The 2295-nt window shown below is 35.6% G+C and carries 2 protein-coding genes; both read left to right on the top strand.

Annotated features, from left to right (window positions below; genetic code table 11):
• Positions 1-226: 226 nt before the first annotated feature.
• Positions 227-1981 carry a response regulator gene (locus F3G88_RS03030; RefSeq protein WP_149715324.1) on the top strand — a complete coding sequence of 585 codons (1755 nt, stop codon included), beginning with the start codon at positions 227-229 and terminating at the stop codon, positions 1979-1981.
• Positions 1982-2071: 90 nt separating this feature from the next.
• A partial coding sequence (locus tag F3G88_RS03025; RefSeq protein WP_411160859.1) for a Cj0814 family flagellar-dependent secreted protein occupies positions 2072-2295 on the top strand: 224 nt, incomplete at its 3' end.

Here is a 2295-nt window from a genome sequence, read left to right as displayed (position 1 = left end):
TAGGATTTTAAAGCTTAGAAATTTAGAGCTTAAAAAAGATCAAACGCTTGAGGGACTAGCAAGCAAGATAATGGATGTTTTCAAAGAATTTGATGAGAGGACGAAGGTAAGAGAGCTTTAAAAAATATAACATAGTAGGCATTCGCTCTAAGCCCTTTTGGCTACCATACTACTAAACATTTTTTACTTTTGCCGATATAAGCTATATATTTTAAAAGGATTTAAAATGATGGTAACACAAAATTTACAACCCATAAAAATAGATTTGCCAAAAAACATGATCCACTCAAGGCTACTTCTTGGTGTAGATAGAGTGCAAACTTTAGACAACACAAATTTAAAGTCTGAGCTTAAAGACATCGCTACTAAGCTTATCTCAAATAGCACTTACTCTATCATCCAAAGCGCCAGCACCAGTGGCGTGAAGTCAGAGTATGCTAAAGCAGATAGTGGGACAAACGATGCTTTTTCTTATGTGGATATACAAAGAAGAAACTGGGACAAAAAAGACTTTGAGAACAAATATCTCTTTGGCGAAGATGCCTCAGCACTAAGGAAAGTGGATCAAACTAGCACCTATTTTTCATCTATAAATTCAAAAACTCCCATTAAGCCCATTGCGGCAGCAGATACTAAATTTACAAATTTAAATGACTACGCCTATGAAAAAACGATAAAAACTTCACTGGGTGATGTAGAGGTCTTTTTGGATCTTTATAACGATAATGACAAACTAGGCATAGGCAAGCTAGATGCAAATGGATTTTTATTTAACTTTGATAGCAACAAGGACGGAGTGATAAATTCTGGTGATAAATACTTTGATAAGCTAAAAGTTAGAGGCTACGATAAAGACGGAAATGAGAAAATTTTCAAACTAAGCGAAGTTGTAAGCGAGATAAACCTTAACGACTTTATCAAAAAAGATATTAGAAATTTAAGCCATGAGGCTATGGACTTTGCTAGCAAAAACACGGTTGATTACAGAGTTAGTTTAAATAACTCAAACCCTTATACTCTATTTTCAGCCGAATATCGCTACCAAAAGATAGACAAAGAAGAGACTAATAAATTTTTCAAAGACCATGCAGACAAAGACGGCTGGGTAGATCTTAGGGATAATAAGATATTTAACGAAGAGAGCGGCTTAAATAACTTTGCCTATGAGAAAGTTGGCTTTGACGGCAAGAAAAAGCTTAGCGAGTTTAACCCTATCATAAAGCCTTCTGGGCCTAAACAAGATGAGAGCTTTTCATACGCAGGCTATCAAAAAGATAGCTTTATGAAATTTTATAACGACTACCAAAAAGAGTCTAGCGCTCACAGCAAAGACGTAGAGTGGATAAGCAAAAATTTAAAAGAAAATGATGTAGAAGACGCAGATGATCTCATCTCAAAGCTAAAAGTCACAAAGTCATCTTATATAATCGCTATGGAGAGTGAGTTTGAAAAAGCGACTGGACTGGAGTTTAGCCTAGAAAATTTAGAAAGAGCAAAGCATGCTTTTGAGAGTGATACTAGCAAGGCAGCAGCTGCGCTAAAGGACACAGACAGCGTAATAGCTATGAAGCTAAACAAAAATGGCACGATCACGCTTAAATTTGATAGCGGAAGAGAGCTAGAGGTAAAAGAAATTTATAGCGACACTGGCAAGCTAATCAGCAAAGATGACAAGGATAGCAAAAGAGCAAGTATAAATTTAGATGCTAAGAGCATGAATGATGTAGAGCTAAATAGACTTGACTTTAAAGATATAGGCATAAAGCAAGATGAGAAGATATCTAGCCTAAAAGAGCTTGGAGCAAAGCTGGTTAAAAACCTCTCTGATAAATTTACAAGTAAATTCCTAATCGGACTTGAAAACGGCAAAAGCATCACCACCAAAGAAATTTACAACATCACCTATCTTGAAAATGACCTAAACTTTAAAGAACTATCTAGTAAAGATAGGCTTTATAAAAAGATAGATGCGAGAGTTTAGGAGTAAATTTATGCAAACTAAAAACCTTTGTAAAATAAATCTTTTCACAAAAAAGACGATATCTTTGGTATGAAGCTAAAAGGATATTAGATGATAAACGCACTTGGTAGCTACCCCTTGAATTTAGAGCAGAACATAACGGTATCAACCAAAGTTTCTACCAACCAAACGAGTTCAGAGGTTTTAGGTTACAAGGTAGATAAAGATGGCTACTTTACAGATGAGTTTAACAAGCAAGCTGGCATACCAAGTGATTATAAAATTCACTCAAGCACGCTGGAGTCGTTAGTAAGGATAGAGACGCAGTCTGACTA

The sequence above is a fragment of the Campylobacter concisus genome, from assembly GCF_902460675.1.
GTDB lineage: Bacteria > Campylobacterota > Campylobacteria > Campylobacterales > Campylobacteraceae > Campylobacter_A > Campylobacter_A concisus_AJ.
This window is presented reverse-complemented; position numbering and strand designations above follow the sequence as displayed.

Excerpts from the sequence above, each read along its gene's own strand:
- F3G88_RS03030 (WP_149715324.1), top strand. The coding sequence starts at position 227 with ATGATGGTAACACAAAATTTACAACCCATAAAAATAGATTTGCCAAAA.